Genomic DNA, 21,822 nt, shown 5'->3' with positions numbered 1-21,822 from the left:
ATCGGATACCCGTCCTCACAAAGCAAACGCCGTCCGCCTCGAGCGAACAGTCCACCCGTCGCCCAAAAGGCAGTGTCATCCTGAGCGAAGCGAAGGACCTGCTGTTACAAACCGAGTGCGAAGCACGAGCCCGAACTCAGCCAGACACAGCCGGGAACGCCGTGACCCGCAACCGCGCACTCCCGTAGGGCACCAGCTCCACGGTCTCAGCATCCGCAGCCGTCTTCACCGGAGACACCGGCGGCGGTGGCGCCACGCCATCCTCCACGCGCCATGCATCCAGCTGCCGCGCAGGCACGGTGAGCCGTACGGACTCCGACTCCGCCGCAAACGGCATCGCGCCAATGTCGCCTTCCTGCACCGCAAGCGCGCCGGCACTCTTCTCATCGACAGCCAGCGCATAGTTCCACCCGCGATCCGGAAACACCTGCCAGTCCGCAGTCAGCCCTCGATCGCGCAGCTTCACCCAGTGCTCGCCCGGCGAATAGCTGAACACCAGCGGCCCACGCTCCAGCGCCACCGACTGGTTGAACCAGCGCGAGATGCGCGGCTGCATCGGCAGGTGCACCTCCACGCGATCACCACTCTTCCACTCGCGATCGATCACGGCAAAGCTACCCGGCTTCACCGCACCCGCGAACGCTTCGCCATTCACGCGCACCGTCGCGTTCTTCGCCCATTCCGGCACACGCAACTGCAGCGGAAATCGCACAGCCTTCTCCGGATTCACCGCAATCGTCACGCGCTCGCGAAACGGATATTCCGTCTGCTGCTCCGCACGCACCCGCACGCCGCGCACCGTCGTGTTCACCGTACACGGTCCGTACGCCACCGCAGCCAGGCCGTCATCGCTCGAACGCATCCATAAGCTCGCTACAAACTTCGGCCAGCCCTGGTGATAGTTCGCCGTGCAGCAGCCAAAGTGCGGCTCCAGTCCGAACAGGTTCGACTCCGGCCCGTTTGTCGTCCACGGCTTGGTGTTCAGGCTGCACTGCACCTGGTTTGGCTGCTGGTCGTACTGGTGCGCCCACATGTCCGCCGTGATCGTGCCCGGCAGAGCGTTGTAGGCAATCTTCTCCAGCCGATCCGCAATCGGCGCATCGCCAAACATCGCCAGCGCCACCTCCAGCGAGAACATCGTTTCCACGACCGTGCACAGCTCCGATCCCTGGCTCGGGTTGCGGCCCGCCAGGTGCTCGTCGCAACTGAACATGCCGTTCGGCAGACCGTGGTACTCGTCCAGCGCACCCATCTGCCGATAGAAGCCGCTGCGCTTGCCTGCAACATCGCCCATGCGCGCCTCGACCGCCGCCGTCTTCAGCGCCATGCCGTTGTTCACGCCGTGGCTCTGGTAGCCGTGCGCGTTGTTCGCGCCGCCCACGCCGTCCAGAATGGCCTTGCTGTCCACCTTGCCCTTGAACGGGAAGTCGGCAAAGCTGCCGACCCAGTCGAAGCCCTGCTGCTTCAGCAACGACACCAACTCCAGCAGCTTCGGGTCCCCCGTCTTCGTATGGAGCCACTGCATCACCAGTGCCTCGTCCTGCCAGCGGAACTTGCCCCAGTCATGCAACGGAGCTGCCGGCATCGCCGCCAACTGGTAGTGGAAGTACCGCGTCAGTAGCGGAACCACCCGTTCGTCCTGCGTCGCCTCGTAGTGCTGCTGCAGCACCTTGCACATAACCATGCGCGGCCACCAGTCGTCGTTGCTCGCCGGGCCGATCTGCCCGTTCGCCTGCTGGTGCGTCAGCGTCCATTCCACGAAGCGGTTCGCCAGCGTGCGCAGCCGGGCATCGTCCAGCAACACCGCCAGCGGCAACAAGCCGTCCAGGTAGTACGGCCCGCGCTCCCAGCTTTCGCCCGTTCCGCCCAGCCATCCACTGGTCGGCCCCACGTCGGGCCAGAACTCGTACAGGTGCCCGGTCATGCCATCAGCCTGGATGCGCAACTGCCGCTGCAGCCATCCCGCAGGCTTTACCTCGCCCAGCGGCAACGGCGTAAACGCCTGCGGCTCCTGCGGGCTGGGCTTCGCACGATCCGCCGCCATCGCCAACGTCGATCCGCTCACCGCGGCCGCCGCAACCGACCCCGCTCCCCACTGCAACACCTGCCGACGTGTCGGACCCATCTCCACGGCATCTCCCTGGCGCTGTTCCGCGCCCAGCCAGTCTAGAAGCGATGCCACACCTTTGACATGCCTTGAAACGGCGGCACCGCGCATCCGGCGGGGCAATCCTTCGCATCCGGCGGAGCAATCTCCGCATCCAGCGGAGCGATACACTCATCTGTAAGGCAGTTTCGCGTCTGCGGTGCATCTCCAATGGTGGAGGGTGTCAGCCTGCGAAGCTCCAGGAGCGGCCGTGCCCATCACCAGCGACACCTCCCCCCTCGTGGTCCTGAACCTTCCCGACCCGGCCACGGGAACCCAAGTACAAACCTGCTCCGCCGGACTCGACGACGGTCCCTGGGAGCACGACGCCGAACACGGCTACGGCCCCGGAGCCTCCATTGCCGACCGCCTGCCGCAGGACGCGCCACGCCAGGGCCTGATCCCGCTGGAGTACCGCCGCGCCTCACCCGCCGAACTCGACCTGCGCATCCGCGCCGCGCGCCACGCCCTGGGCGAGCGCGTCGTCCTTCTCGGCCACTTTTACCAGCGTGACGAGATCGTGCAATACGCCGATTTCGTAGGCGACAGCTTCCAGCTCGCGCAGGCCGCACGCACCAAGCCCAACGCTGAAGCCATCGTCTTCTGCGGCGTGCACTTCATGGCCGAAACCGCCGACATCCTCGCGCGCCCCGAGCAGGCCGTCATCCTACCCAACCTGGCCGCCGGCTGTTCCATGGCCGACATGGCCGACATCGACACCGTGCAGGACTGCTGGGAAGAGCTGACCGCCCTTTACGGCGACGGAACAGACGCAAACGGTCGCGCACCTATTGTGCCAGTGACTTACATGAACTCCGCCGCCAACCTCAAAGCCTTCTGCGGCGAACAGGGCGGCGTAGTCTGCACCTCGTCCAACGCCGACCGCGTCTTGCGCTGGGCCTTTGAACGCGGCGAGCGCGTCCTCTTCTTCCCAGACCAGCACCTGGGCCGCAACACCGGCGTCGCGATGGGCATCCCGCTGGACGAGATGATCGTGTGGCACCCCGACCAGCCGCTCGGCGGCAACACACCCGAGCAACTCCGCAAGGCCAAGATCATCCTCTGGCACGGCTTCTGCTCCGTGCACAAGCGCTTCACCGTCGACCAGATCGCCATGGGCCGCCAGCGTCATCCGGGCGTCCGCGTCATCGTCCACCCCGAATGCACCATGGAGGTCGTGAACGCCGCCGACGAAGCCGGCTCTACCGACTACATCCGCAAAGCCGTGCAGGGCGCGACCGAGCCCACCACCTTCGCCATCGGCACCGAAATCAACCTCGTGCAGCGCCTTGCTAAGGAGCACCCGCAGCACACCATCTTCTGCCTCGACTCGATCGTGTGCCCCTGCTCGACCATGTACCGCATCCACCCCAGCTATCTCGCGTGGGTCCTCGAGGCGCTTGAACGCGGTGAAGTCCTGAACCGCATCACCGTTCCTGAAAACATTGCCGCACCCGCGCGCATTGCGCTCGAACGCATGCTCGCGCTCGCACCACAATCGCAGGCCGTCGCACGATGAACGCCGACAACCTGCAGCGGCCCGCCGCTGCGCACATCGAGCGCCTCGTGCGCATAGCGCTCGACGAAGACTCACCCTGGGGCGACCTCACCACGCAATCGCTCGTGCCCGCCGATGCTCGCGCCGTCGCCCACCTGGCCGCCCGCGAGCCCGGCGTGCTCTGCGGCGAAGACCTCTTTCGCTTTGCCATGCAAAGCTTCGGCGACGTCGAAATCACGTTCACCATCCACGACGGAGACCCCTTCAACACGGGCGACACCATCGCCACCGCTGCCGGCCCGGCACGCGCAATCCTGCAGGCCGAGCGCGTCGCGCTGAATTACACGCAACGCCTCTCCGCCATCGCTACGCAGACCGCAGCCTTTGTCGCCGAAACCCGCGGCACAAAGACCCGCATCGTGGACACACGCAAGACCACGCCCGGCCTGCGCATCCTGGAACGCTACGCGGTCCGCTGCGGCGGCGGCCACAATCACCGCTTCTCGCTCTCCGACGCCGTGCTGGTAAAGGACAACCACCTCGCCGCCGTCACCAACGGCGATCCGCGCAGCATCACCGAAGCCCTGCGCGCGATGAAGCAGCGCCTTCCCCACACCACGCACGTCGAAGTTGAAGTCGACCGCCTCGACCAGATCGGACCCGTGCTCGCCGCCGGCGTCGACAGCGTTTTGCTCGACAACTTCTCGTTGGAAGACCTGCGCACCGGCGTGCAGCAAATCGCCGGCCGCGCCCTGGTCGAAGCCAGCGGCAACGCCAAGCTCGACCGCATCGCCGCCATCGCTGCCACGGGCGTAGACCTGATCAGCGTCGGCGCGCTCACTCACAGCGTTCGCGCCCTCGACCTCGGCCTCGATTTCGATCTCACCGTCTGACAGTATTCGCGTCCCGAGCCGCAACACCGCCTCGCTAGCGCGTATCGCCTACAGCCCGGCGTACCAGTCGTATCCCAGCCGGGTCCAGTAATCGTCTGGCTTGTCATTCGTATAAGCGATCAGGCCGATGCGCTTGATCTGCTTGTAGCCGTACTTCAGCGGCGTGTACAGTCGCAGCGGCGCTCCATGAAATTGCGTCAGCGGCTCGCCATTCATCTCCGTCACCAGCAGCGTCTGCGGATGCCGCAACACCTTCAGGTCGTATCCCACGTAGTAATCGCCGTCGGGCGTCTCCAGGTACACGTACTTCGGATCCTTGCCGTCGATCGGCTCCGGCGGAAACATTTCCAGAAAGTCCGCCATGCGCACACCGCCCCAGTGCACAAACTGGCTCCACCCCTCGATGCATTTGAACTGGTAGACCGCATCGTGCTTCGGTAGCTTCGGCAGAAAGTCGTCCAGCGTCAGCAGGAGCCCCGGCGTGTTGCGGCTCAGCGTCGAGTCGCTCTCCCCCGCTTCCTCCAACCCGCGCGGGCCCCGCCCCGTCCCGTTCTCATCCTGCTGGGTCTTCGCCAGCATCTCCTCGGGCGCCATCTTGGTAGAGGACATCACCTTGCTCGGATCGGTCTTCGAGTCGTGCCCCTGATCCTCGTGCGAAGCAGCCGCCTCGTACTGGTACCTCCAGGCGGTCACATCCGGAACATACCGCGGATGCCTGCTTGCCCCCTGCACACCGACCATCTGCAACCGATAGCTGTCCGGTTGCAGCATCTTCTTCAGGCCGAACACCCCGTTCACCCGCAGGTTTTCCGCTTTGCTCACCGGGTAGCTCGGAGCCATCCCATGCTCGCGAAACACCGCCCGCGACACATCGGCATTGAACCCGTATGTCTTGTGCAGCAGCCCCGGGATCATCTCGTCAAAGGGCGCACCTTGCAGGTAGCGGCGAAGCCCGTACGCGCCGGCGATGCCCAAGCCAAACCCAACGAACGCCCGGCGCGTTCGACTACGCGACGCCGCCAGCACCTCAGCATCTGCTTCGTTGCGTTCCACACCGCCGGGCGCCTCTTCCGGCATGCTGCGCGTCAACACATCGTCCGCGTCCGTCGGGTCGGCAGGCCGGGCCTTGCCCCCGTGAACCGCCGGCGCTTCTCCCGCCTCGGAAGCACTCTCCGCCACAGGCTTCGCGGCCTGCTCGCCGGCAAGATCAGCAACGCGCTCCGTAGCGGAAGGCGCCTCAGGCAAATCGTTGGTGTGGCCGCTCGGTTCGTGCTGCTGCTCGTCACTCATGACCAGCTCTTCCTCTCCGCCTCAACTGACGGCGCTTCCACCCTCTGCACCTCGTACCCGCTCACCATCGCGCGAAAGTTGTTCCAGCCGGCCAGGATCACCTGCACCACGTGTACGCCGAAAAAGCCCAGAAAGGCCATCGTCGTCCAGAAGTGCAACCAGCGCGCCATCTCGTATCCGCCTAGCAGCGTGGTCAGCCAGTGCAACTGCGTCGGCTTGTAAATCGCAAAGCCGGTCAGCAGCATCATCGCGCCCATCAGCGCACAACTGGTGTACGCAATGCGCTGCGCGCCGTTGTACTTGGTTTGCGGCGGCAGGCCTTTGCGCAGGTGCAGGTCGACCAGCGTCACCTGGATCGCATCGCGCAGGCTGCGCCGTTGCGGCACAATCAGCCGCCACTCGCCGGAAAGCCACGTGTACAGCACCCACGCCAGCCCGTTGAGCCCAAACAGCCAAGCAAAGAAGAAGTGGTAACTCAGCCCCGTAGTCACGTGGTACGGCACCTGCAACAGCTTGTAAAACCAATCCGGGAAAAAGCGGAACAGCGTCCAACCGCCGACGCCCACCCGGTACACGCGATGCGCATGCTGGTACGCATTGTCCGAGTCGTTCCAGTAGATGAGAATGCCGCTCCAGATCATGGTGAACAGCACCGGAAAGTTCACCCAGTGCATCCACCGGATTGCCAGCGGGTGCTTCCGCTCCAGACGGATGCTCGCCGCCGTCGTACCTGCCGCCCCTTCGCCGCTCTCTGTCATCTCGACATAAGCATTACCAGTTCCCACGCGAAAGGGCCCCACCAATTTGGTGGAGCCCTTCACAATTTCAGATCGAATCGACTTACACAAACTCACTCACGTCGCGAAGCAGATTGCGCAGGTACGACCGCCGGTTCAGCAACGCGACCATTTCGTCCTTCGCCGCGTCTTTCGCGCCGTCGTCGCCGGATTCCACTGCGGCGTCCCACGAATCCCACTCCGCTTCGAGCGACTTCTGCGACTCCTCCAGCAGCCGCGTGAAGTTCCCCTTTGCCGCTTCCAGATCTTTGCGCAGTTGCGGATCGTCATCGCCCATCTTGGCCGACATTTTCATCTCTTCCAACTGCATGTTCAGTTCGAACGCCTCTTCCAACAAATCCGGCGGCACAATCTGTTTCTTCTGCTCGCCCGCCGCGCGCGCCTGCTCCGTCGCCCGTACCGACTGCTCTTCCAACTCCACACCTTCCAGCTCCAGCAGGTACTCCGTACGCCGGATCGGGTCGCGCAGCACGCGATACGCGTCATTCAGCAACGACGCTCGTTCCGTGGCCGCCGCCTGCTCCGCCGCGGGCTTCGCCGCAAACCGGTCCGGGTGGTATTCGCGCGAAAGCCGGTAAAAGCTCTTCTCCAGCGCCGCCGTATCAATGCGCAGCTTTGGCTGGAGGTCAAACACTTCGAAGTACGTCATATCTCCCTCAGATGCCCTGCAGTGCCTTCGCGATGGCGGCGCACTTTACGATGGGGACCATGGAGCGCTGCCTGAGCCGTCTTCTTCCCGTTGCTGCCCTCGCCTTCAGCCTGGCCACACACGCCCAGCAGCCCGCGAACATCACATCGGTAGACGACACGCCTCTGCCGCTCTCGCAGCCGCGCCCCACTGCCGCCACGGTCAAGCAGTGGCAGGACCGCAAGTTCGGCATGTTCATCCACTTCGGCCTCTACTCGCAACTGGGTGGCATGTGGCACGGCAAGCGCATCGACAACGGCTACAGCGAGCAGATCATGGCCAACGCGCCTATCCCGCTGGACGAGTACGCCGCCACCGCCAGCACCTTCAATCCGACCAAGTGGGACCCCGACGCCGTCGTCGCCCTGGCCAAGGCCGCAGGCATGCGCTACATCGTCATCACGTCCAAGCACCACGACGGCTTCAATATGTTTCACACCGCGCAGTCCAGCTACAACGTCGTGGACGCCACGCCCTACCACCGCGACATCGTCAAGGAACTCGCCGACGCCTGCCGCCGCGGCGGTCTCGCCTTTGGCGTCTACTACTCGTCGATCGACTGGCACCAGCCCGGCATGGACCACTACATCGAAGGCAACAGCAACCCGCTCAGTGACGCGCACGCGCAGTTCAACACCGCGCAGTTGCGAGAGCTGCTCAGCAACTACGGCCCCATCACCGAGATCTGGTTTGACATGGGCAAGCCCACGCCGCAGCAGAGCAACCTGTTCACCACCACTGTGCACCGCCTGCAGCCACAGACCATGGTCAGTGGCCGCGTGTGGAACTACCAGGGCGACTTCACCGTGATGGGCGATAACGAGGTGCCTGCTTACGGCATTGACGAACCGTGGCAGACACCCGCGTCCATGTTCAACGAGACGTGGGGCTACCGCTCCTGGCAGAAGCGCGATAACTTACCCGGCAAGATCGAGGAGAACATCACACGCCTTGCGCAGGTGGCAAGCCGCGGCGGCAACTACATCCTCAACATTGGGCCAGAAGGTGACGGCTCCATCGTGCCCTACGAAGCCGACGTGCTGCGCGGCATCGGTGCCTGGCTGAAGACAAACGGCGAAGCCATCTTCGGCACCACCGCCTCCCCCTTCGCCAACCTCGACTTCGGCTACGCCACCCGGAAGGGCAATACGGTCTACCTTCTCGTGAGGCAGCGTCCCGCGGACGGCATCCTGCGCCTGCCCCGCTCCGCCGGAACGAACTGGACCGCCGCAGCAGTGCTCGTAAACGGCAAGAGTCTCACGCTCGGATCAGACGGCACTGACACCACCGTGCAGCTACCACCCGACGCTCTCTCCGGTACGCTTCCGGTGATCAAGCTGACCTTTCAGGGCCCGCTGAAGATCCAGGAAGTCCTGCTCACCGATGGCAGGCCCGCAACTTTGCAGGCTGCCGACGCGCAGAAGTTCTACAACTACAACGGCGAGGGCTACGAGGTTCCCAAAACTCTCTACAAACTCCGGTGGCCAGTGCAGCAGGGGTGCGCCGCTGTCACCTTCCACGGCCGCGGCCAAGGCCAGATTGCGCTTGTCTCCAACCACCACGCACGCACCATCGACCTGAACGACGGTGCCGAGGAGCACGTCGCCATCGGCCCCGATCACACTTTAGAGCTCACCCCGCCCGAACCCTTCCGCAAAGGCATGGCACTCGCGATCAACATCGAGTCCGTCGACTACAAGCCAGAGGCCTGCGGCGGACAGACCCACGGCAACAGAACCGCAAGGTAAACCGCAGTCTCTACAACGATCTTCACGCACACAAAAAGAGAGAACGCGCCGGAGCGCGTTCTCTTTGACCTTCACCTGTCCGGAAACGAACCGTTACGCCGCAAAGCTCGACCCGCAACCGCAGCTCTTCGTCGAGTGCGGATTGATGAAGTTGAAGCCCTGCCGCATCAGCGTCTCTTCGAAATCCAGAGTCATGCCGCTCAGGTACAGAAAGCTCTTCGGATCGACAAAGATCTGCACCGGCGTCCCATCGAACTCGTAGCGGTACACGCGATCGCGCTGCCGCGGCTCGGAATCGAACCGGATCGAGTAGCTCAACCCCGAGCATCCGCCGCCCGTCACACCCAGCCGCAGACCGCCCTGCTCCGCCGACACGCCTTCCTTCTGCATCGCAGCGTGAATTCGCTTTAGCGCCTTCTCCGTCACCTGGATGTTCTGCGCCTTCGCATTTGCCTCAGGCGCGGAAACCGGCTGCGCAATCGCGCTGGAGAACTGCACACTGCCCGCCGCGGCTGGGGCCGGCGCGCTCATCTCCTGGCTCGTCGTACTGCTAATCCCTACCATCGCCATTGCCCTACTCTCCTGCCGCAGACCTCTTGCCCGCCGGCCACGCTTCCATCGGACCAATCGCCGCGCCTAAGATGGCCGCATGCAGAACGCGCCAGCCTACTCGGCGGACCGCTTCCCGGGCGACTTCAGCGCATCCGCGCTGTGCGCGGCCGTGACTGCATCGGTGACCGGGCCCGTGGCCTGGTGGCTCGCCCGCCGTTACATGTTGTGCACCTACCCGAACCACCCGGAGATGCTCGGCGCCGCAGTCCTTACCGGCATTCTGGACGGCCTGCTGATCGCCTGCATTGCCTTTGGCATCTGCTTCGCTGCCCGCGTTTGGATTTACGAGCGCCGCGAACGCAAACAGTCCGACGCCGCTTTGCGCGACGCTCTCTCCACCATCGACCGGGAACGCAAACGCGGGACAGGCGGCGAACCACCCATCCCGCGCCAATAACGAAACGCGCCTAGTTGGCCGCGCCGACCAGGTCGTGCTGCGGCGCTGCCTGCTCCGGCTGGCCGTTCTTCTTCTTCCAGTCGCCGATTGCCGCGCGAATCGCATCTTCCGCCAGCACCGAGCAGTGAATCTTCACCGGCGGCAACGCCAGTTCCTTCACGATCTCGGTGTTGCTGATTGCGAGCGCCTCGGCAACCGTCTTGCCCTTCACCCACTCGGTCGCGAGCGACGAGCTGGCAATGGCCGATCCGCAGCCGAAGGTCTTGAACTTCGCGTCCTCGATAACCTGCGTCTCAGGGTTCACCTTGATCTGCAGGCGCATCACGTCGCCACACTCCGGCGCGCCAACCAGGCCGGTACCCACTTCGGTGGAGTTCTTGTCGAGCGTGCCCACGTTGCGCGGGTTCTCGTAGTGATCCACAACCTTATCGCTGTATGCCATGTTCCTGTCTCCCTACCTTTACTGCTGTGAGCGAAACGTAATTCTTAGATGCTCTCCGGACTTCTCGTGCTTCGCCGGCTCCTGATTGCTTGAATGGCTTCTAAACGTCTCCGCTTCGTCTGTTCCCGATCAGAGTACCGCCAGAGCCGCTCAAAGGCTTTGCATGCTCCCAAATCTATTGCCGAGTTCCAGGTGAACGCCACCAGCTCCGCAAACATCTTTACCCCGCTTCACATCCTGCTGTTGGCCCGGTGCCAGCGCATCAGCGCAAACACCCACGCCACTGTTGCAAAACCCGCCGCGTACTCCATCTGGCGCAACCACTCCCGCCAGCCAAACCCATCACCAATCAGCCCGCCAATCAGGAGAGACAGGACGAAGGTGACTACCGCCGTCTTCGTCCATGTCCTCCAGCTTGGCTCCGTCATGCCAATTCCTTAGTGGGCGGTCCACTCCACCTTTTCCAGGTCAATGCCTTCCTTCACCATCTCGTACAGCGGCGAAAGCTCGCGCAGCTTCAGAACCGTATCGATCAGCTTGTCGGAGACGTAATCCACTTCTTCCTTGGTGTTGAACCGGCCCAGGCCGAAGCGGATCGAGCTGTGCGCCACATCGTCGCCCAGACCCAGCGCCTTCAGCACGTAGCTGGGCTCCAGCGTCGCCGAAGTGCAGGCCGAGCCCGACGAGACCGCGATGTCGTTGATACCCATCAGCAGAGACTCGCCTTCCACGTACACGAAGCTCATGTTCAGGTTGTTCGGCAGGTGGTGCTCCATGTTGCCGTTCACGTGAACGTAGTCCAGAGCATTCTCGAACTTCTGGCGCATGTAGTCGCGCAGCTCGCGCAGGCGCTTGCCTTCCGCTTCCATCTCGTTCATCGCGATCTCGCATGCCGCGCCCAGGCCAACGATGCCGGGCACGTTCAGCGTGCCAGAACGCATACCGCGCTCGTGGCCGCCACCGTCGATCTGCGCATTCAACTGCACGCGCGGGTTGCGACGACGCACATACAGCGCGCCCACACCTTTGGGTCCGTACACCTTGTGCCCCGAAAGCGAGAGCAGGTCGATGTTGTCGCTGATCACGTTCACCGGGATCTTGCCTACGGCCTGCACGGCGTCCGTGTGGAAGAGCACGCCCTTCTCATGGCACAGCTTGCCAATCTCGGCGATCGGATTGATCGTGCCGATCTCGTTGTTGGCATACATGATGCTGACCAGGATGGTCTTGTCCGTGATCGCAGCGGCCAGCTTCTCCACCGAGACCAGGCCGTCTGCCTCAACCGGCAGGTAGGTCACGCGGTAGCCCTGCTTTTCCAGCCGCTTGCAAGCATCCAACGTCGCCTTGTGCTCGGTCACCTGGGTGATGATGTGGTCGCCCTTTTCGCGATACATCTCCGCCACGCCCTTGATGGCCAGGTTGTTCGACTCGGTCGCGCCGCTGGTAAAGATGATCTCCTTCGCGCTCGCGCCAATCAGCTTTGCAATCTGCTCGCGCGCCTTCTCCACGCCCTGCTCGGCTTCCCAGCCAAACGCGTGGTTGCGGCTGGCCGCGTTGCCGAACACCTTGGTCATGTAGGGCAGCATCGCCTCCAGAACGCGCGGGTCCAGCGGCGTGGTGGCGTGATTGTCCATGTAAATGGGCAACTGCACGCCCGTGTGTACCGGTGTGCTTTCCAGAAGTTCTACGGCTGCGGTGCTCATGCGTTTGTTTCCTCTCCGTTCCTGTCGTCTGTCATGCGCCTCTCTTGCTTTCGGGGGCGCTCTCGTATCTGCTTCGGTCCCGCGCTCTTCCAGTAATGCCCGCTACAGCGCGATTGAGACCAGGCCACCGGCTACCGGCGTCCGTCCTTCACCCTCTACCGGCTCCGCCAGGTCGGCGATCCGGATGCCGGAAAGCAGGTCCTTGATGCTGTCATTCACCTTGCGCAACGGTTCTTTGATGGTGCAATGACCGGCCAGGTCGCAGGTGCCGTGAATCGTGATGCAACTGGTGATAAACAGCGGCCCGTCGATCGCCCGGATCACCTCAAACGCGTTGATTTCGCTTGCCGGCCGCGCCAGGGCGTAGCCGCCGTTCGTTCCAGCCGTGCTCACCAGAATGTTCGCCCGGGTCAGCGTCTGCAGGATCTTTGCCAGCAACTGCGGCGGGATGTGGTACGCCTCGGCTACGTCCTTGGCAGACTGCGCACTCGGCGCGCCAGGCGTCATCGCCTGCTCCGCCAGGTACTTCAGCGCCATCAGTCCGTAGTCCGCTTTTTTCGTCAGCCGCAGCATGGTGGATTCAAAGAACGAAGACCGCCAGGCGGACTCGCTCCATAGTTCAAGTGTAGGCTCGCGATTTGCCCATAGCAACGGCAATTCGGGCCTCTTTGAGAATTATTATCGAACAGAAAGCGGTCCGGCGCGAGCCAAGCGAAACAGGCTCGGGCCATCAAGCTCTACGCCACCGCTCTCCGGGCGTCGCCCGCCTGAACGCAGGGTCCTACAAGGCATCTCCGTTTGGCTGAGCGAGCACCCGTGCCGAAGACTCTGTGTGAGCGGGCTGCACCTCTGCGGCATCGTCCAGCGGCAGCATCGTTCCATCCGCCGTCACCGCCGCCGGGCTAGGTGTGCCGGACGCGCCTTCCGCCCGGCTCGGCGTCGAATCTGCGCTCACCGTTCGCGTCACGATCCACGCATACTGCGCCGCCGACAGCGGTGCCAGCCACGCCACCGCAATCAGCATCCATCCCCGCACCGTCCACCAAGGCTCCGTCGGCTGTACCGCCTCTACCAGCACCACCAGCACGGTCGCCAGTTGCAGCAGCGTGTTCAGCTTGCCCAGCAGGCTGGGCCTGAAGTCCCGCATCGTGTTCGTCGCATACAGCAGCGTGCTGATCAGCAGAATGCCCAGGTCTCGCGCAAAGACCAGCACCGTTACGTATTGCGGCACCAGCCGCATATGCGTCACCGTCAGAAACAGGGTGCTCAGCAGCAGTTTGTCCGCAATCGGGTCCAGATACTGGCCCAGCCGTGTCGACTGCCCCCACCGCCTCGCAATCTGTCCGTCCAGCGCGTCGGACATCCCCGCCAGCACAAACAGCAGCAGCGCTACGCCGTTGTGGTGATCCAGGAGGTTGATCACCAGAAACGGGATCAGAAACAGTCGCAGCAGTGTCAGCAGGTTGGGTGTCGCGCGAATCTGTTCCAGCAACGTCATGGGCAAGGCAGTCCAACCCGCATCCTAACCGCTCCGCGCCAACTATCGCACTCCCACGCACCGCGCATGCGCGGCCGCGGTTCGGCACGACTCTGAGCAGCCGCAATTGCCTTCCGTCGGCCAAGGCTCGACAATGGCTAGCCCGAAAACCTTCATCGAGCATGGCAGGATGGCTCAGTCCCGTCTCTCACGTGCGCATCTGCCGCGGTAACTCTCCATCGCAACGATTCAGGAGGTTACCTCCGGTAACCACTCAGGTTCTCAACGCGTTACGCCCAGAACTTACGCCATCAGTTTTGTCGGTTTACGACGACATCGCTCAACTTAGGACGCGCGTTCTCCATCCATTGCAGTTAGATTGGCTTTCGTAACTCTGGAACACTTTGTTGTACTTCTTCTCCTTGGTCTGGTTCCTCTTCTTGAGCGTCACCGGATCCAACATCAGATCAGCGTTCGCACCTGCGGTCGCCTAACTTGCTGCGCTACAGCGCAGCCCGGTGAAATCATGCTTTCTTTCCGTAATGCCCTGCGTTTTTGCTGTGCTTTCGCTCTCGTCTTCTGCCCGCTCCTGGTCCACGCTGACACCCTGAACCTCGTCTCCACCACAGGAGGCAGTGTTAATGGCGAAGATATCTACCCTTATAACTTCAGCATCAATGGAAGTAGCTCACTTACTTCGCTGGTTTGTCTCGACTACAACCGCCAGGTCAGCATCGGCGAGCAGTGGCAGGTGAGTGTCCAGAGCCTGGACCTGGGATCGTCCCAGACCGCCATTGACTACCGCACGGATGCCATCCTCTACTACGTCTTCGGCCAGTACGGCTTGTCCAACTCCGACGTTCAGTACGCCATCTGGAGCATCTTCGATCCGGACATCACCTCGAACACCGGCTTCACCAGCACCTCGCAGACCCTGGTGGACTACGCGTCGTACTATGCCGCCGACCCTGATGTGATCAATTCGGGCTTCTTCTCGAACTTCGTCCTCTACACGCCCACCGCGGACCAGACCGGCTGGACAAACGGCACGCCGCAGGAGTTCATCGGCGCCGCCTCCGCCGCTCCCACGCCTGAGCCTTCCAGCCTGGCCCTGCTCGGTACGGGTCTGATCAGCACCGCTCTGTCGTTCCGCAAGCGGTTCGCCGCACGCGCGGAGGAGGTTGCCTAACGCACGCACGCTGCGTTAGCGCTTACGCTCCACACTCCCGTCGGCAACCCGTACAGATCGCGGCAATACGCCCTTACAATGAGGCGTATTGCCGCTCCTGTTTGCGGCGCTCTTGCTCCATGCCCACCCGACTCAAAGACATCGCGAACGCCCTGGACGTCTCTATCGTGACCGTCAGCAAGGTGCTGCGCGGCAAAACCGACGTCAGCGCCGAAACCCGCGACCGCATCCTGCGCAAAATGGAGGAGCTGAACTACAAGCCCAACATGATCGCGCGCGGCCTGGCCAGCGGTCGCAGCCTCACCGTCGGTCTGGTCGTCCCTGATATCGCCGATCCGTTCTTTGCGGAGCTGGCCCGCAGCCTCGGCGCCCATCTTCGTCGCAGCCAGTACCAGCTCCTGCTCGCCTCCGCAGACGAGAGCCCCGCGGTGGAGCAGCACGAGATCGAAAACCTGCTCCAGCGCGGTGTCGACGCTCTGCTGATCGCCTCCTGCCAGACCGACCCGGCTAGCCTCAACTCCGCTCTGGCCCGGTCCACGCCCTGCGTCCTTCTGGATCGCGCCCTGCCCGGCTCCAACGCCAACTTCGTCGGCACAGACGACGTCCTGGCCGGCCGCCTCGCCACCGAGCACCTGCTTTCCCTCAAGCGCACCCGCATCGCCCACATCGGCAGCGAAGGCACCAGCACCGCCAACGATCGTCTGCTCGGCTACCGGGAGGCACTCGCCCACCGCGGCATCCCCGCCGATCCCGCGCTCACCCTTGCCTGCGACCTGCACAGCGGCCGCCCGGACCTGCTGGGCTACAACGCCATGCGACGCCTGCTGGAACGCCCCGAGCACCCCGACGCGGTTTTCTGCTACAGCGACCTGCTCGCCGTGGGGGCCATCCGCGCCGCCCGTGAATTCGGCCGTCGCGTCCCGGAAGACATCGCCATCATCGGCTGCGGCAACCTGCCGATCTCGGCGTATCTCGAAGTTCCGCTCAGCTCTATGGACCAGGGCACGGCCGAGTTGGGCGAACACGCCTCCAGCCTGGCCCTGCAACTGATCGGCAGCAAGACTCGCTCCAAGCCTCGTTCGGTGCTGATTTCGCCGCGCGTTGTCGTGCGCGCCAGCACGGGCCTGCCGCGCGCCTAGCGCGCGTGGTACAGGTGCATCCGCGCGATGTACAGCAGCACCTCCGGCTTCAGGCGGTCGGCCGGTGTCACGCCATACCGAAGCCGGGCACGGATCTCCGTCGCGCTTGTGTCGTCGTGCAGTGTGTTCAGCACGTGAACCCGGGCGCGCTGCTCCGCCGTAAGGCCCAGCGCGTCCAGTTCCTCCAGCGGGAACTCCGGCCGCGACACCACGATCCACTCCGCCAACTCCAGCAATCGCTGCGGATCGCGCCAGCGCGGCAGGCTTAGAAAGCTGTCCGCCCCCGCCAGGGCAAACAGATCTGCGTCCGGCTCGCGCCTCCGCAGCTCTTCCAGCGCATCCACTGTGTAGTTCGGCGATCCATGCGGGTGCGGAGCATCCAGGTCGACCACCTCAAAACCCGGCTCGCTCGCACACAGCAGCCGCACCATGGCCATGCGGTCCGCGAACTCCGCATGCGCGATATGGTCCTTCAGCGGCTGTCTACCCGTAGGCGCAAACAGCACCCGGTCCAGGTGAAACGCGTCTGCCGCCAGCCGCGCCAGCAGGAGGTGCCCGCGGTGCGGCGGGTCAAAGCTGCCTCCAAAGTAGCCGATGCGCATCCGTAGAGGGTATGCGGGCAAGTGGGATTCCGTAAAGCGCTGCTATCCGCGAAGCGCCTGTGCATGCAGGCCCGCCACCACCCCGTGTGCCTCCACCGCACCCGCCCGGCGATCCTTTATGGCCAGCGGAGCCTCCGCAAACCACACAGTCGCCGCAATCGATCGCACGCACAACAGACCGAACAGGTGCGGACCGATCACCATGTCTCCCCAGTAGCACACCCGTTCCGCCACCGTGCCGTGCTCGAGCGCTGCCCGGTACGCCACCGCCGCTGCCCACACCGGCGCCCCGGTCCGCTGCGGTGCGTCGAAGAACGGCGACTGAAAGGGCAATACATCCTCTCCGCCCGAACTCGTGCCTTCCGGAAAGATGAGCACCTCCTGCCCTTGCTCCAGCAGCGTTGCAATCTGCCGGTTCGCCGCAGCGGTGGACCGCGCGCTGTCCCGCTCCACAAACACCGTGTTGGCCGCGCGCGTCAGCGGTCCCAGCAGCGGCCACTGCGCCACCTCGGCCTTGCTCAGAAACGTCCCGTCGATCACGGAGCCGTACACCACCACGTCCAGGTAGCCCAGGTGATTGCTGACCAGCAAACCACCCTGCGGCACGGCGCCATGCTGCTCCACCGTCACGTGCATCACGCGAAGCAGCCGCTGCGCCCAATGCTTCCGCCAGCGTGCCTTGATTGCGTCGTCTGATCGAGCGATGCGCGGAGCCTCCACGCCTGCCCACAGCAGCAGCGCCACTAGGCGGGCGCTTCGCCAACACCCTCGCGCGAGTTCTGGGATCGAATACAAGTGCTCCCAGCTTAGAGGAAGCGGCGCAACACGCGCGGGTGCAGCATCTCCAGATCCAGAAGCGTGAGGAAGTCGATCGTGCCAAACGCATAGTCGATCGCGGGCGCTGCACAGATCCGCGCTCCCATTGCCAGGTACGCCCGCAGCAGCCGTGGCACCTCGCCCTCCGTCGTCGCGCCATTCTCGTCAGTTTCCGCTTCCTTCGGCTCGCCCGGCAGCGCGCACTGTGCCGTCGGCCGCGTCTGCCACTCCGGCTCCACCGTGTAGGCCTGCAGCAGCTCGGCCACGGCACGGCCTTCCGCCGGCACCTGCGACGACAGCGAGCAGCAGCCAATCAGGTATCGTAACCCTCGCTCCCGGCTGTACCGCACCACACCCTTCCACAGCAGGTTCAGCACGTCGGAGTTGCGGAACTCGCGATGAACGCATGCTCGCCCCAGCTCCAGGATCTGGCTGCGCTTCGACTCGTACGGCGAAAAGTCGAACTCCTGCTCGGAGTAGTAGCCGTGGTGGCGCATTGCCGTGGCGCCGCTCTGCATGCGATACGTACCCACCACCTGCCCGGTTGTTGTGTCCTCGACCAGCAGGTGGTCGCAGACGTCGTCGTAGGCGTCCGTATCCAGACCGTCGAGATACGCGCTCTCCAGGCCTTCGTGCATCTCCAGGTTGAACACCACGAAGCGCAGCCGGTACACCGCGCGCCGGTCATCCTCGGTCAGTGCCAAGCGTGCCTGGAACCGTGCCGTCCGTGCAAGCTCCTGCGGTCGCAGGAACGGCAGGGCCGGCGTAGGTGCGGGAAGAACTACGGGCAGAAACGACATTGGGCAGCCTCGCTGGTGTTTGCGCTGAAAGTGCGCCGTGTTCTGCGCATACTGTGCAGCGCCACCGTGAAGCTGAAGTCAATAGCCGATGACCGCGGGTTCGACATGCGGTGAGCTTCCGGTTGCAACGCCATCGAGCCCCGCCGATCACCTCGCTGGGCGTTGGAACCCCTCCGCCGGCCGCAGCGTATCTTGGTCGCGGAGACCTCTATGCAGACACGCATTCATGGAAGCACCATGCCCGCCCTCGAACTTCTGCTGCAACCGGGCGAGTCCGTTATCGCCGAATCCGGCGAACTCAGCTGGATGACGCAGAGCATCACGCTCAACACGCACACCCAGCTCGCCGGCGGCGGCGGCTTCCTCGGTGCCATCCGGCGCATGGCGGGCGGCGGAACCCTGTTCATGACGGAGTACACCGCCGTCAGCTATCCCGGCGAAGTCGCCTTTGCCACCAAGGTGCCCGGCCACATCGTCCCCCTGGAGCTGCACAGCGGCTACGACCAGTACATGATTCACCGCCACGGCTTTTTGTGCGCCACGCCCGGCATCCAGCTCGGCGTCGGCTTCCAGCAGTCGCTGGGCGCCGGCATCTTTGGCGGCTCTGGCTTTCTGCTGCAGAAGATCTCCGGCCAGGGCACGGCCTGGCTCGAGCTTTCCGGTGAAGTCGTCCGCGATCTGCAGCCTGGCGAGACCCTGCGTGTCCATCCCGGCCACGTCGGCGCCTTTCAGGCCAGCGTCAGCTTCCAGATCACCCGGGTTCCGGGCATCCGCAACCTGATTTTCGGCGGCGACGGACTTTTTTTGGCAGCTTTGACCGGTCCGGGACGCGTGTGGCTGCAAACTCTGCCGATAAGCAATCTGGCACACGCTTTGCAGGAATATCTGCCGTCCGGGGAAAGCCGGCGCGAGGTGGAAAGCGGTGCCATCGGCGGTGTGGTCGGGTCCATCCTGAACGGAATGCGTTAGCGCTTTCGAACAGGCCGACCACAGGTGTAGGCGGTGACCGTAGCACCCCTGCCACTTCCGTGGGAGCGCCGGTGTCTCGAAATGGCCATAGCGAACCTACCTGGTTTCCTTGAGGCTGAACTTGTCACAAGCGGCGCGCGATGGACGCCCGCTGGACACGGACGGAACGAAACCAAGAAGGACGAAAGGATCGGCCTTGTCACTCTCGCTCAGCTACACCCCATCTTCGTCGTACCCCACATCCACGCCGAACATTCTCACCGAGTTCGGCATCCGCCTCCGCGATCTGCGGCGGGAACGCAAGCTTTCTGACGTCGATCTGGCCTGGAGCATCGGCATCACCCGTGCTCACCTGCAGGACATCGAAGAGGGCAAGGAAGAGATCGACCTGGAGATGCTCTGGGACATCTCCGGTGCGCTCGGCATCTCCATGGCCACCGCCATGGAAGGCCTGTAAGCCCGCCTCTGCCAGACCGGTCCGTGCCAAATGCTCTGACCGGAAGGTTTCGATCCGTGCCCTGCCCCGAGGCGCTGCTTACGCCACCAGCGTAACCAGCTCCCGGGGTTCGGCGTTTTCGGCCACGGTCCGCTTCAACTGGCCACACGCCGCGTAAATGTCCCGCCCGCGCGGCCGCCGTATGTAGGTGGGAATGCCGCCCGCGATCAGCGCCTTCTGAAAGCGATCCACATCGTCCTGCAGCGGCTGCGTATACGCAATACCCGGCCCGGGATTCCACACAATCAGGTTCACCTTGCTCGGAATGCCGCGTAACAGGTCCAGAACCTCCTGCGCATGCTCCGGCCGATCGTTCACCCCGCCCAGCAACACATATTCGAAAGTGACCCAGTCGCGCTTGCCCAGCGGAATGGTCTGCACCGCGTCCAAAAGCTGCTGAATGTTCCACTTGCGCGTGATTGGCATCACCTGTTCACGCACGGCATCGTTGCTCGCGTTCAGCGACAGAGCCAGCCGCGGCCGCACCGCTTCCTGCGCAAATCGCCGGATCGCCGGCTCAATGCCGCTGGTCGACACCGTCATGCGCGACTCCGGCAGGCCCATCCCCTCCACCAGCAGCCGAACCGCCGCCATGAAGTTGTCGTAGTTCAGGAACGGCTCGCCCATGCCCATGAAGACCAGGTTGATGCGGTCCCGGCCCACCTGGATCCGGTGCCGGTTCAGCACGGCCGCGACCTGCCCGGCGATCTCGCCCGGCGTCAGGTTCCGCTTGATGCCCAGCTTGGCCGTCAGGCAGAACTGGCAGTTCACGGCGCAGCCCACCTGCGACGACACGCAGATGGTCGCCCGCCGGTAGCCCGCCTCCGCCAGCGCGCCGCGGTTGCGCGCGTCCGTCACCGGGCGCATGGCGTTGGCACCGTGCGGCAGGCGGCGCGCGGCCAGGCTCGCGTTCCGCTCCGTGCGCGTCTCGGCAGCCGCCTCTGCCTCGTCATCCTCGTAGGGAGCTTCGGCTCCGTCGCCGTCCGGCATCCACACGGTTTCCACCGTCTCGCCGTCGGCCATGCGGACCAGGTAGCGCTCCGTGCCGTCCACGCTGGTCGCGGTCTGCACCATCTCCGGCAGGCCAACCACGTCGCCCTCGGCAGCCATCCGCTCCCGCAACTCCTGCGACAGCGTCGTGACCTCGTCCAGCGACGCCACGCGGCCGCGGTACAAGGCGTCCCACAGTTGGCGCGCGCGGAAGGGCTTCTGCCCCAGCGCTGTCATGCGCTCGGTCAGCTCCGGCAGCGTGAGTCCAAACAGGGTCGCCATCTCCTATTAGGATACGGGTCCGGAGGAGAAAGATTCCGCACAGCAAAGCCCTCTGGAGCCACGTTTTCCAAACGGATCGCCGTGCACGCGAAAAGGGCGCAGCTTTTGCTGCGCCCTCTTGCGTTTCGAATCCGTGTCTAGCGCTGCGAGAACCGGCGCCGGCCCACTCCGGCCAGGGCCAGGGCTCCAGTGCCCAGCAGCATCAGGCTGCCCGGCTCCGGGGTCGCTGCCGGCGCGGGTTCCGCCGCAGTTCTGGCCAGCGAGAACCGCACCGCCAGGCGGGCGGGGCTGCCCGATGTCCCCGGGAATGTCACCGGAAGCGTGGTATCGCCGGGATTGGGAGTGTTCACTTCCTGCAGGTCGATGCAGTACTGCGAAGGATCGTTCGTGTCCATCCCGCAATATCCATTACCGGACTTGTACAGCCGCACGGCGTACACGCCCGAAGCGGTCTGGTCGTAGAACGAGATGCCCGATGTGTCGACGAAATAGCTCGCATTCGGCGTCAGCAGGTTGTCGTTGCCGTTGTACTGCCCGGCCGCGATGATGCCGTTGGTATTGCTGCCGCTGACGCCGGTGATGTCGTAAGTGCCGGGCTTTCCGGCCTGTTCCGACCCGCTGAACGTACCCGTTCCAGAGAATCCGCCGGCACTGCCGGACAGGGTGAAGGTGAAATCGTCGGCATGCGCAACCGCGCTACCGCTCAGGACGGCCAGAGCCGCCAGGAAGATATGGAACCGCATGGGGGAACTCCTGTTGGGGGAAACAAGGTTGCCCTTAGGCTATTTCCGATGTCGCCACAAGACGATGGCGATTCCGGCCCATGCTGCGGCTACGGAAGTTGTAGC

23 protein-coding genes are annotated in these 21,822 nt (G+C 64.0%); 8 read left to right on the top strand and 15 right to left on the bottom strand.

Annotated features, from left to right (window positions below; all coding sequences use genetic code 11):
* Positions 1–136: 136 nt before the first annotated feature.
* Positions 137–2,182, bottom strand: a complete 2,046-nt coding sequence (locus OHL12_RS13760) for a glycoside hydrolase family 127 protein (RefSeq protein WP_263414389.1) — start codon at positions 2,180–2,182, stop codon at positions 137–139.
* Positions 2,183–2,357: 175 nt separating this feature from the next.
* On the opposite strand from OHL12_RS13760, the gene nadA reads away from it, so the two are divergent.
* Positions 2,358–3,665 carry a quinolinate synthase NadA gene (gene nadA, locus OHL12_RS13755; protein WP_263414388.1) on the top strand — a complete coding sequence of 436 codons (1,308 nt, stop codon included), beginning with the start codon at positions 2,358–2,360 and terminating at the stop codon, positions 3,663–3,665.
* On the top strand, positions 3,662–4,537 hold the full coding sequence (nadC, locus tag OHL12_RS13750) for a carboxylating nicotinate-nucleotide diphosphorylase (protein ID WP_263414387.1): 876 nt from the start codon (positions 3,662–3,664) through the stop codon (positions 4,535–4,537). Before nadA ends, nadC begins: the two co-directional genes overlap by 4 nt.
* Positions 4,538–4,585: 48 nt before the next feature.
* Here the strand turns inward: nadC and OHL12_RS13745 are convergent, their stop codons facing one another.
* The 3 genes from OHL12_RS13745 to hscB all read right to left on the bottom strand — a co-directional run bounded on the left by OHL12_RS13745 (position 4,586) and on the right by hscB (position 7,273).
* A complete protein-coding gene (locus OHL12_RS13745) occupies positions 4,586–5,827 on the bottom strand; it encodes a molybdopterin-dependent oxidoreductase (protein WP_263414386.1) in 1,242 nt (413 codons plus the stop codon).
* Positions 5,824–6,585 (bottom strand): cytochrome b/b6 domain-containing protein, encoded by a 762-nt coding sequence (locus OHL12_RS13740; protein ID WP_263414385.1) that lies wholly within the window; start codon positions 6,583–6,585, stop codon positions 5,824–5,826. The genes OHL12_RS13745 and OHL12_RS13740 overlap by 4 nt, the downstream gene beginning before the upstream one ends.
* A gap of 82 nt (positions 6,586–6,667) precedes the next feature.
* Positions 6,668–7,273: a Fe-S protein assembly co-chaperone HscB gene (gene hscB, locus OHL12_RS13735; RefSeq protein ID WP_263414384.1), complete on the bottom strand. Its 606-nt coding sequence runs from the start codon at positions 7,271–7,273 to the stop codon at positions 6,668–6,670.
* A gap of 32 nt (positions 7,274–7,305) precedes the next feature.
* Between hscB and OHL12_RS13730 the strand changes: the two genes are divergently transcribed.
* The gene (locus OHL12_RS13730) at positions 7,306–9,060 is read left to right on the top strand and encodes an alpha-L-fucosidase (protein ID WP_263414383.1); all 1,755 of its coding nucleotides are present in this window, start codon (positions 7,306–7,308) and stop codon (positions 9,058–9,060) included.
* Positions 9,061–9,153: 93 nt separating this feature from the next.
* Here OHL12_RS13730 and OHL12_RS13725 read toward each other — a convergent pair whose 3' ends face one another.
* A complete protein-coding gene (locus OHL12_RS13725; protein WP_263414382.1) occupies positions 9,154–9,630 on the bottom strand; it encodes a HesB/IscA family protein in 477 nt (158 codons plus the stop codon).
* 79 nt (positions 9,631–9,709) lie between these two features.
* Here OHL12_RS13725 and OHL12_RS13720 point away from each other — a divergent pair, with 79 nt between their 5' ends.
* Positions 9,710–10,069: a hypothetical protein gene (locus OHL12_RS13720; protein ID WP_263414381.1), complete on the top strand. Its 360-nt coding sequence runs from the start codon at positions 9,710–9,712 to the stop codon at positions 10,067–10,069.
* Positions 10,070–10,079: 10 nt separating this feature from the next.
* Here the strand turns inward: OHL12_RS13720 and iscU are convergent, their stop codons facing one another.
* The 5 genes from iscU to OHL12_RS13695 all read right to left on the bottom strand — a co-directional run bounded on the left by iscU (position 10,080) and on the right by OHL12_RS13695 (position 13,712).
* Complete coding sequence (gene iscU / locus OHL12_RS13715) at positions 10,080–10,511, bottom strand: Fe-S cluster assembly scaffold IscU (RefSeq protein ID WP_263414380.1); 432 nt, start codon at positions 10,509–10,511, stop codon at positions 10,080–10,082.
* A gap of 230 nt (positions 10,512–10,741) precedes the next feature.
* Positions 10,742–10,939, bottom strand: a complete 198-nt coding sequence (locus OHL12_RS13710) for a hypothetical protein (RefSeq protein ID WP_263414379.1) — start codon at positions 10,937–10,939, stop codon at positions 10,742–10,744.
* A 9-nt stretch (positions 10,940–10,948) separates the two neighbouring features.
* Positions 10,949–12,214, bottom strand: a complete 1,266-nt coding sequence (locus tag OHL12_RS13705; RefSeq protein ID WP_263414378.1) for an IscS subfamily cysteine desulfurase — start codon at positions 12,212–12,214, stop codon at positions 10,949–10,951.
* 102 nt (positions 12,215–12,316) lie between these two features.
* Positions 12,317–12,787: an RrF2 family transcriptional regulator gene (locus OHL12_RS13700; RefSeq protein WP_263414377.1), complete on the bottom strand. Its 471-nt coding sequence runs from the start codon at positions 12,785–12,787 to the stop codon at positions 12,317–12,319.
* A gap of 208 nt (positions 12,788–12,995) precedes the next feature.
* Positions 12,996–13,712 carry a CDP-alcohol phosphatidyltransferase family protein gene (locus OHL12_RS13695; RefSeq protein WP_263414376.1) on the bottom strand — a complete coding sequence of 239 codons (717 nt, stop codon included), beginning with the start codon at positions 13,710–13,712 and terminating at the stop codon, positions 12,996–12,998.
* Between the two features lie 505 nt (positions 13,713–14,217).
* Here OHL12_RS13695 and OHL12_RS13690 point away from each other — a divergent pair.
* Entirely contained in the window at positions 14,218–14,880 is a 663-nt protein-coding gene (locus tag OHL12_RS13690; protein WP_263414375.1) for a PEP-CTERM sorting domain-containing protein, read from the top strand.
* Between the two features lie 119 nt (positions 14,881–14,999).
* A complete protein-coding gene (locus OHL12_RS13685; RefSeq protein WP_263414374.1) occupies positions 15,000–16,019 on the top strand; it encodes a LacI family DNA-binding transcriptional regulator in 1,020 nt (339 codons plus the stop codon).
* On the opposite strand, the gene nadD is transcribed toward OHL12_RS13685, so the two are convergent.
* The 3 genes from nadD to OHL12_RS13670 all read right to left on the bottom strand — a co-directional run bounded on the left by nadD (position 16,016) and on the right by OHL12_RS13670 (position 18,237).
* On the bottom strand, positions 16,016–16,642 hold the full coding sequence (gene nadD / locus OHL12_RS13680) for a nicotinate (nicotinamide) nucleotide adenylyltransferase (RefSeq protein WP_263414373.1): 627 nt from the start codon (positions 16,640–16,642) through the stop codon (positions 16,016–16,018). The two genes, OHL12_RS13685 and nadD, sit on opposite strands and share 4 nt — an antisense overlap.
* A 21-nt stretch (positions 16,643–16,663) precedes the next feature.
* Positions 16,664–17,365 (bottom strand): lysophospholipid acyltransferase family protein, encoded by a 702-nt coding sequence (locus OHL12_RS13675; RefSeq protein ID WP_263414372.1) that lies wholly within the window; start codon positions 17,363–17,365, stop codon positions 16,664–16,666.
* 62 nt (positions 17,366–17,427) lie between these two features.
* A complete protein-coding gene (locus tag OHL12_RS13670; protein ID WP_263414371.1) occupies positions 17,428–18,237 on the bottom strand; it encodes a GNAT family N-acetyltransferase in 810 nt (269 codons plus the stop codon).
* A 210-nt stretch (positions 18,238–18,447) separates the two neighbouring features.
* Here OHL12_RS13670 and OHL12_RS13665 point away from each other — a divergent pair, with 210 nt between their 5' ends.
* Positions 18,448–19,206: a TIGR00266 family protein gene (locus OHL12_RS13665; RefSeq protein ID WP_263414370.1), complete on the top strand. Its 759-nt coding sequence runs from the start codon at positions 18,448–18,450 to the stop codon at positions 19,204–19,206.
* 196 nt (positions 19,207–19,402) lie between these two features.
* The gene (locus OHL12_RS13660; protein ID WP_263414369.1) at positions 19,403–19,663 is read left to right on the top strand and encodes a helix-turn-helix domain-containing protein; all 261 of its coding nucleotides are present in this window, start codon (positions 19,403–19,405) and stop codon (positions 19,661–19,663) included.
* A gap of 78 nt (positions 19,664–19,741) precedes the next feature.
* Here the strand turns inward: OHL12_RS13660 and rlmN are convergent, their stop codons facing one another.
* Together rlmN and OHL12_RS13650 are read right to left on the bottom strand one after the other, a co-directional pair.
* Positions 19,742–20,974, bottom strand: a complete 1,233-nt coding sequence (gene rlmN / locus OHL12_RS13655) for a 23S rRNA (adenine(2503)-C(2))-methyltransferase RlmN (protein ID WP_263414368.1) — start codon at positions 20,972–20,974, stop codon at positions 19,742–19,744.
* Between the two features lie 137 nt (positions 20,975–21,111).
* A complete protein-coding gene (locus tag OHL12_RS13650) occupies positions 21,112–21,717 on the bottom strand; it encodes a PEP-CTERM sorting domain-containing protein (RefSeq protein WP_263414367.1) in 606 nt (201 codons plus the stop codon).
* Positions 21,718–21,822 lie beyond the last annotated feature (105 nt).

This window comes from Terriglobus aquaticus (genome assembly GCF_025685415.1).
Classification (GTDB): Bacteria; Acidobacteriota; Terriglobia; order Terriglobales; family Acidobacteriaceae; genus Terriglobus; species Terriglobus aquaticus.
Note: the sequence above shows the minus strand (reverse complement) of the source record. Positions and strands in the feature narration are given on the sequence as shown.

Coding starts and splice junctions, on each gene's coding strand:
- nadC (WP_263414387.1), top strand. CDS start 3,662: ATGAACGCCGACAACCTGCAGCGGCCCGCCGCTGCGCACATCGAGCGC.
- OHL12_RS13745 (WP_263414386.1), bottom strand. CDS start 5,827: ATGAGTGACGAGCAGCAGCACGAACCGAGCGGCCACACCAACGATTTG.
- OHL12_RS13740 (WP_263414385.1), bottom strand. CDS start 6,585: ATGACAGAGAGCGGCGAAGGGGCGGCAGGTACGACGGCGGCGAGCATC.
- hscB (WP_263414384.1), bottom strand. CDS start 7,273: ATGACGTACTTCGAAGTGTTTGACCTCCAGCCAAAGCTGCGCATTGAT.
- OHL12_RS13730 (WP_263414383.1), top strand. CDS start 7,306: ATGGCGGCGCACTTTACGATGGGGACCATGGAGCGCTGCCTGAGCCGT.
- OHL12_RS13725 (WP_263414382.1), bottom strand. CDS start 9,630: ATGGCGATGGTAGGGATTAGCAGTACGACGAGCCAGGAGATGAGCGCG.
- OHL12_RS13720 (WP_263414381.1), top strand. CDS start 9,710: ATGCAGAACGCGCCAGCCTACTCGGCGGACCGCTTCCCGGGCGACTTC.
- iscU (WP_263414380.1), bottom strand. CDS start 10,511: ATGGCATACAGCGATAAGGTTGTGGATCACTACGAGAACCCGCGCAAC.
- OHL12_RS13710 (WP_263414379.1), bottom strand. CDS start 10,939: ATGACGGAGCCAAGCTGGAGGACATGGACGAAGACGGCGGTAGTCACC.
- OHL12_RS13705 (WP_263414378.1), bottom strand. CDS start 12,214: ATGAGCACCGCAGCCGTAGAACTTCTGGAAAGCACACCGGTACACACG.
- OHL12_RS13700 (WP_263414377.1), bottom strand. CDS start 12,787: ATGCTGCGGCTGACGAAAAAAGCGGACTACGGACTGATGGCGCTGAAG.
- OHL12_RS13695 (WP_263414376.1), bottom strand. CDS start 13,712: ATGACGTTGCTGGAACAGATTCGCGCGACACCCAACCTGCTGACACTG.
- OHL12_RS13690 (WP_263414375.1), top strand. CDS start 14,218: ATGCTTTCTTTCCGTAATGCCCTGCGTTTTTGCTGTGCTTTCGCTCTC.
- OHL12_RS13685 (WP_263414374.1), top strand. CDS start 15,000: ATGCCCACCCGACTCAAAGACATCGCGAACGCCCTGGACGTCTCTATC.
- OHL12_RS13670 (WP_263414371.1), bottom strand. CDS start 18,237: ATGTCGTTTCTGCCCGTAGTTCTTCCCGCACCTACGCCGGCCCTGCCG.
- OHL12_RS13665 (WP_263414370.1), top strand. CDS start 18,448: ATGCAGACACGCATTCATGGAAGCACCATGCCCGCCCTCGAACTTCTG.
- rlmN (WP_263414368.1), bottom strand. CDS start 20,974: ATGGCGACCCTGTTTGGACTCACGCTGCCGGAGCTGACCGAGCGCATG.
- OHL12_RS13650 (WP_263414367.1), bottom strand. CDS start 21,717: ATGCGGTTCCATATCTTCCTGGCGGCTCTGGCCGTCCTGAGCGGTAGC.